Source organism: Brenneria alni, from assembly GCF_003666245.1.
Lineage (GTDB): Bacteria > Pseudomonadota > Gammaproteobacteria > Enterobacterales > Enterobacteriaceae > Brenneria > Brenneria alni.
Map to the genome: position 1 here is coordinate 114,625 of NZ_MJLZ01000006.1, position 6,157 is coordinate 120,781.

The window sequence follows — 6,157 nt, forward strand, 5'->3', positions numbered from 1 at the left end:
CATAAATAGGAGACATCGGATTCAGGTCAGAGTGTATCATTGTTCATATCAACGGCACTATAACCGCAAATGGGAAGAACAAGATGTTGTGTTGCGGCGCGAGAGAGACTCCGCGCCATGCAGGGTTAGCCTTCGCGGTTCACATTCAGCCCGGCAAAAGACTGGCTGACCGGCATCATTTCCAGTGAGTTAATGTTAACGTGGGCAGGCAGCGTCGCCACCCAGAATACGGCTTCAGCAACATCCTCAGCCGTAAGCGGTTTGGTATTATCATAGGTTTGGGTAACTTTATCTTCGTTGCCTTTAAAGCGTATGGCGGAAAATTCCGTTCCACCGACCAGGCCCGGCTCAATATTAGTTACACGTACCTGAGTACCGAACAAATCCGCCCGCAGACCAAGGCTGAACTGACGGACAAAGGCTTTAGTCGCGCCATATACGTTGCCGCCGGCATAAGGCCAGTTCCCGGCAGTAGAACCGATATTGATAACATGCCCGACATTACGTTTGACCATATCCGGCAACAGGGCGCGAGTCATAAAGACCAGCCCTTTGTTATTGGTATCGATCATATTTTCCCAGTCATTCACATAGGCTTTATGCGCAGGCTCCAGACCTAAGGCCAGCCCGGCATTGTTTACCAGAACATCAATTTTGCGCCAGGCGGCGGGCAGTGACGTCATTGCCTGATCGATAGATTTCTGGTTGCGGACATCAAGCCGTAACGTATGCAAGGATGCTCCCAACTCTTCTTTCAACACATCCAGGCGTTCCTGACGGCGACCACACGCGATGACTTTATGACCCTCTTTGATAAATTTACGGGTAATAGACTCACCAAATCCAGCCGTTGCACCGGTAACAAAAATTATCATAATGTTATTTTCCTCTGACTGTGTTTCATTATTTGTTTCCAGATCGGGTACAGTTTATACCTGATACCAGTATGGATAAAACAGGAGGAGCGCAATCGCAGGGTTCAGGCCCTGTATCAGCATACAAATGAAGGTAAAGGAATTTTTAATTAAATCCCATAGCATCTTGTCTTAGAATCAGTTTTTATTCATCCGAAAAAGGAAAAACCAACCATATGGACGCAATGACACACCAACTATCTAATGGCATCGCGCTTACACTACGCAAACCCGTTTCGACTGAAAATATGCCGGTTATTATTTTGTGCCACGGATTCTGCGGCATACAAGAGATTTTATTACCGCCATTTGCCGAGTTCTTCACCCATTCAGGGTTCTGCACCGTTACATTTGATTACCGGGGTTTTGGTGCAAGCGCAGGAGAGCGTGGCCGCCTTGTCCCTGCCATGCAGATTGAAGATATTCTCGCCGTTGTTGAATGGATTAAAAATCAGCCGGGTGTTGATGCTGATCGTATCGGCCTGTGGGGAACATCATTTGGAGGCTGTCATGTATTCGGCGCTGCGGCTGAAAACCCTGATATCAAATGTATCGTCAGCCAGTTGGCTTTTGCCGATGGCGAGGCGATAGTCACGGGAAAAATGTCAGATGAAGAAAAAACAGCTTTCATGGCCACGTTGAATAAAATGGCGGAGAAACAAAAATCGACAGGTAAGGAGATGTTCGTTGGCATAACTCGCGTATTAAGTGATACGGAATCAAAAGCATTTTTCGAAGAGAATAAAACCCGCTATCCCTCAATGGATATTAAAATTCCTTTTCTTACAGTAAGAGAAACCCTGCAATACAAGCCCCAGGAGAAAGCCGCCCGTGTAAGTTGCCCGACCCTGGTTGTTCTGGCTGGAAAAGATACTGTCAATCCTCCAGATCAAGGGCGGGCATTATATGATGCAGTGAAAGCGAATGAAAAACAGCTATATGTGGAAGATGGCGCCCGACACTATGACATGTACAGCGGGGAATATTTCGACCGTGTAGTCAGCGTTCAGACTGACTGGTTCAGGACTCATCTGTAATTTTTCATCCAGGTTAATACTGCCACTGGAAAGTGGCAGTTCGGGAGCATTTAATCATCCTGATTATCGGCTTCTACGGCGTCATATAGCCGTTCGAGAATATCAGGAAAAGCTGACTGTACTCGGTTCCAGCTTGGCACAAAGGGCTTGTCTCCCGGACTTTCACTGTATACCTGGCCAGAAAGCGTAATCACATCAGAAAACAGTTCGACGGCTGATTCCTCCGTGTGCCGATCGAAATGCAGACCGTTCATACGGGCATCATGCTCGAATGCGTCAATCATATCCAGAGCCGTGCGGTAATAAGTTGCCCGCAGAACACGGAATGAATCCGTGGTGATATTCACACCCAATATCGCCAGTTTACGATACAACGCTTTGGTGATATCGGTCGCCATCCGCTGCAAGCCCGCGTTAGGATCCTCTTCCGACATCGGCTGGTGTTTATGGTCATAGTTGTCAGCGATATCAACCTGACAGATGCGGCTGGTTGCCGTACCCCGGTGTATCTCCGACAGCACGCCAATTTCCAATCCCCAGTCGCTGGGGATACGCAGGTTATTCAAAATATGGGTGCGCATAGCGAACTCGCCCGACAACGGATAACGATAGCTGCGCATGTATTCCAGATAGTCAGAATTGCCATAAACCTTTTGCAACGATTTGAGTAACGGGAAAACCAGCAGGCGACCAACCCGTCCGTTGAACTTTCCATCGGCTACCCGCGCATAATAGCCTTTGCAGAAATCATAATGAAAATGTGGATTCGCCACAGGATAGAGCAAGCGGGCCAGCATACTGCGATCATAGGTGACAATGTCACAATCATGCAACGCCACGCAGGAAGTGCGGCGCGATGCCAGAGTATAACCGACACAAAACCATACGTTACGGCCTTTACCTGGTTCCGTTGGCGCCAGTGACCTATCGGCCAGTTCATCACTTAGCGCCTTGAGCCGTGGGCCGTCATTCCACAAAATACGGTGGCGCTGCGGCAAGCGGGAAAAAAACTCGCGGGCATATTGGAACTGTTCCCGATCGGCTCGATCCAAACCAATGACAATCTCGCCAAGATAAGGCACCTGAGACAGCAGATCGACAATATTATCTAAAGCAGGCCCTTCCAGTTCTGAATAAAGAGAAGGGAGGATGAGTCCCATACTGTTTTGCCCGGAAAACACCTGTAGTTCATATTCCAGTTCTTCTACACTTCTCTGGGTCAGATTGTGAAAGTTAGTAATTATTCCATCCTGATAAAATTCACTCATTGTGTTCTCCCATACAATTATGCTTTATTATTGATCACCAAGAAAATAGTCGAGGCCCTCAGCCCAGCCAACAGGCCCCATGAACTGCGTGCGATATAACCCACCGCTATATTCTGGTAAACCAACAAGTTGATTTCCCTTGCCTTTAATTACTACCGCGTTATCCATTGTGCACAGTAAAGAAACATCATTCGGTCCGTCGCCAAGACCAATTGTCACCACAGGGTGATCGTTTATGTGTGAATATTGTTTTTTTATCCAGTGCGCTGCCACTCCCTTGCTGACGCCGATACCCATAACATGATAAAACCGTCCGCCCTGGGTCAGTGATAATCCATGACTTGCCAGCGCCTGACGAAAACGTACCAGCGAATCGGTGTCGCCCAGCCACTGAATTGGCTCAGAGGCTTCACGGTGACGGGCAAGTTCCGCGCTCTGCTCCGATAATCCAGTTAATCCGGCAATCTCTGCGGGTTCCATGTCGGCAAAGCCTCTAAAGCTGAAAGCATGCGTCTCCCGTAATCGACTAAGTTGAGTGCAGATGGAAGGGTAGTCTGCATTAAAAATCTTACGAGGGAAGTCCGGGTGCGAGTTCCAGTCTGTCGGCAGCGCAATCAGTGCGCCGTTTTCAGCAATATAGGGAAGGTGGCTGAGACCAAGATCACATTGCAGTTGCTCAACTTCAGCCGCCGTTTTACTGGTAGTGATGATGACGGGGATCTTGAGCTGGGCCAGTCGTTCCAGCCACGGACGCGCAGGTTCCCAACTGTAGGTATCGTGATCGAGCAGCGAACCATCGAGGTCACTGAAAATAATCAGATTGGAACTCAATTCTGACATTGGCTCTCCATAAATTATCGGGGATATACAGATAATAACGATGGGTGTGTACAACGTTGCGTTGAGTCGCTGTCTGCTACTGTTTTTGCTATCAGACTGATAATGAATATGAAATGTGATTTACATCACTATCTTTAACTGTATGCAAAAATTGTCTGTTACGCAAATTTATGCATCAGCATTGATACGTTTTCCGGTTTTTCCATTGAATACGGAATATTCAACAGGAACTTTTTATCAAAAATCGGCCACTAAATTATTATTTATGATTAACTGACTGCATATCAATGAGAATCCCAAATAGTCTACTCAACACTGTTCGGCACGATATAGTTTATGCTGAAACGCTGAAAAAAGAAGCCTTATCGCCTATCCAAAAAGGAGCTGAAAGGCTTTCCCGGTTCTCTAAGCACGAGAAAGAAAGTTCTTCGTCAGACATGAAAAATCATGCCGATTCTGGGGGGAATTCACATGGGAAAAAGGACGGGGGAGGCAGTACGTCCCGTCCACGTTATCTGGCGGCGAAATATACTTTGGGCATAGCCGCATCGGCCTATATCTACGAGAAAGTCAGCAATGATTTTTTCCTTTCCACCACTTCATTGCATGATGGAAAAGGAGGGTTTGTCAGTAACGACAGACTTAATAAAGCTGCCCGCGCCGCAGAAATATATTTTCAACGTTACCAAAATAGCCCATCGGAAATACAACAGCAGAAAAAAAGTAATCTTGATATTATGAAACGATGTGGCAATAACCAGTTCTTCACCATGACAGACTATCGGGCTGCCACTAAAACGCATCTTATACACAGAGCGAATACTGAAAGAGCAAATCAGTCGTTAACCAAAAGCATAAACTGTTTAAAAGGGAAATGGGTAAAGGCAGAGTATGTTGCTAAATATAATCCGCCACATGTTCCGAAAGATCCAGATATCACAAAGAGTCATATATATGACGAGAAAAATAAATACTCTTTATCGGGCGTTCCTAATGAAAAGACCGGTGCTAGCGGATACGTTTCAAAATCGATTACCCATCCATTCGTACTCAATAACTACTCACACTTTAAAAAAACTTCTGAAGAAAATGGCCTGACGCTGAGGCAACTTATGGATAAGCTGGAAGCGCAGCTACAAAAGGATAAAAAGCTCGGCAAGGAAGTGCAGTTTGTTGCCGGACAGACCATCCTGAACGCTAGACAAGTTTATGCTCATGACGAACTATGGGGGCATTCCGAAAAAATCATTATGAAGACACTGGCTGAACATGGGATGTTATCGCTAGCAGAGACTTACAAAATAGATGAGAGTTTGATGTTTGAAGATCCTGCAAAAAACATATTTAAAAGAAATACAGGAACCATAGGGCCGAAGCTACATAAAATTGAAACGCATTATAAATCATTTTTGCTGAGAAACGATCCCGTTGCACTGAAAGACTTTAAGATAATGGCCAACTCAAAAAACATGGAAAATCTGGCTCTTGCTCATTTTAAACTTAACGAGAACGGAGATGGTTTTGAAGACAGTTCAGGACTGGGCGATTCTTTTACCAGTGTTAACGCCACAGCTTGTATAAACCATGCGAGATTGATGAGTGGTGAAGAACGATTGTCTAAATATGATGTGGAGGTTCTTATCTGTTGCCTTAATGCTGTTTATGATGATGCATCAGGTATTCGACACACACTTCATGAAGTTGCCAGGGGATGCTTTGCTGGGGCAGGTTACACCGTAGAGGATGCTGATAAATTTTACGCAGACGTGTGCAGAAATGCCAGCATGGAATTTTATGGTGGTAAGACTCTTGCTTGAGGATCTTTCGAGATGCTGTGCTGTAAATCGTCGGGCGGGTGACACACAGTTTGTTGCTTATCATCAAAACATAAATTCAATTTAACATAATATACATTATGCGAACCAAGATAAGGATGGGCGGGAACTGGCGTTCCCGGTGCTGTCATGGTGTTAGTTTGTTTGTTAGTTCATTAGTTTGTTTGTTCTGCGGTACTGAATCAAACATCACTTCTTCAGTACCCCGTGTTAAATCGTGCCGGATAATTTGGAAATCAAGCGGCTCTTCCTCTTCATTAAGG

Annotated in this window: 5 protein-coding genes; 2 read left to right on the forward strand and 3 right to left on the reverse strand. The window is 45.7% G+C overall.

Annotated features, from left to right (window positions below):
* Window positions 1-125: 125 nt before the first annotated feature.
* Window positions 126-875 carry a bifunctional NADP-dependent 3-hydroxy acid dehydrogenase/3-hydroxypropionate dehydrogenase YdfG gene (ydfG, locus tag BIY29_RS04925; RefSeq protein ID WP_121574035.1) on the reverse strand — a complete coding sequence of 250 codons (750 nt, stop codon included), beginning with the start codon at window positions 873-875 and terminating at the stop codon, window positions 126-128.
* A gap of 215 nt (window positions 876-1,090) precedes the next feature.
* Here ydfG and uilS point away from each other — a divergent pair, with 215 nt between their 5' ends.
* On the forward strand, window positions 1,091-1,951 hold the full coding sequence (uilS, locus tag BIY29_RS04930) for a UilS family quorum-quenching N-acyl-homoserine lactonase (protein ID WP_121574036.1): 861 nt from the start codon (window positions 1,091-1,093) through the stop codon (window positions 1,949-1,951).
* 50 nt (window positions 1,952-2,001) lie between these two features.
* On the opposite strand, the gene BIY29_RS04935 is transcribed toward uilS, so the two are convergent.
* A complete protein-coding gene (locus BIY29_RS04935) occupies window positions 2,002-3,219 on the reverse strand; it encodes a glycosyltransferase family protein (protein ID WP_121574037.1) in 1,218 nt (405 codons plus the stop codon).
* Between the two features lie 27 nt (window positions 3,220-3,246).
* The gene (locus BIY29_RS04940) at window positions 3,247-4,059 is read right to left on the reverse strand and encodes a mannosyl-3-phosphoglycerate phosphatase-related protein (protein ID WP_121574038.1); all 813 of its coding nucleotides are present in this window, start codon (window positions 4,057-4,059) and stop codon (window positions 3,247-3,249) included.
* 287 nt (window positions 4,060-4,346) lie between these two features.
* On the opposite strand from BIY29_RS04940, the gene xopAG reads away from it, so the two are divergent.
* Entirely contained in the window at window positions 4,347-5,876 is a 1,530-nt protein-coding gene (gene xopAG, locus BIY29_RS04945; RefSeq protein WP_205680308.1) for a XopAG/AvrGf1 family type III secretion system effector, read from the forward strand.
* Window positions 5,877-6,157 lie beyond the last annotated feature (281 nt).

Bases quoted from the DNA above. Each gene is read 5' to 3' on its own strand.
- ydfG (WP_121574035.1), bottom strand. From the start codon at position 875: ATGATAATTTTTGTTACCGGTGCAACGGCTGGATTTGGTGAGTCTATT.
- uilS (WP_121574036.1), top strand. From the start codon at position 1,091: ATGGACGCAATGACACACCAACTATCTAATGGCATCGCGCTTACACTA.
- BIY29_RS04935 (WP_121574037.1), bottom strand. From the start codon at position 3,219: ATGAGTGAATTTTATCAGGATGGAATAATTACTAACTTTCACAATCTG.
- BIY29_RS04940 (WP_121574038.1), bottom strand. From the start codon at position 4,059: ATGTCAGAATTGAGTTCCAATCTGATTATTTTCAGTGACCTCGATGGT.
- xopAG (WP_205680308.1), top strand. From the start codon at position 4,347: ATGAGAATCCCAAATAGTCTACTCAACACTGTTCGGCACGATATAGTT.